The following is a 249-nucleotide window of genomic DNA, read 5'->3' as shown; positions in this document are numbered from 1 at the left end:
ACACGAGCCTCAACTCCACGCTGAGGAATCTGCCTGTCGACACGAAGGCCGAACATGTCGTAGCCAACGATGCAAACCATTCCTTGAAACTTGGCTGGCTCGCCGTCTTTACGGCGTCATTCGTCGACTATGACTGGAAAGATGTTCAGGACGTGACGGATTTCTGGGGCGCTTACCTGTCGGGCTATCCTTTCGACTCCCTAAGCGCGTAACGCAAGGCTGACGTGAATACATCCCCCCGCCTTAATG

Annotated in this window: 1 protein-coding gene; it reads left to right on the top strand. The window is 54.6% G+C overall.

Annotation, left to right across the window (positions count from 1 at the left end; translation table 11 throughout):
* A partial coding sequence (locus H6A60_RS13440; RefSeq protein ID WP_205105358.1) for a hypothetical protein occupies window positions 1–212 on the top strand: 212 nt, incomplete at its 5' end.
* Between the last annotated feature and the right edge of the window lie 37 nt (window positions 213–249).

Origin of the sequence: Sutterella massiliensis (genome assembly GCF_016899755.1) — a bacterium.
Classification (GTDB): Bacteria; Pseudomonadota; Gammaproteobacteria; order Burkholderiales; family Burkholderiaceae_F; genus Sutterella; species Sutterella massiliensis.
Note: the sequence above shows the minus strand (reverse complement) of the source record. Positions and strands in the feature narration are given on the sequence as shown.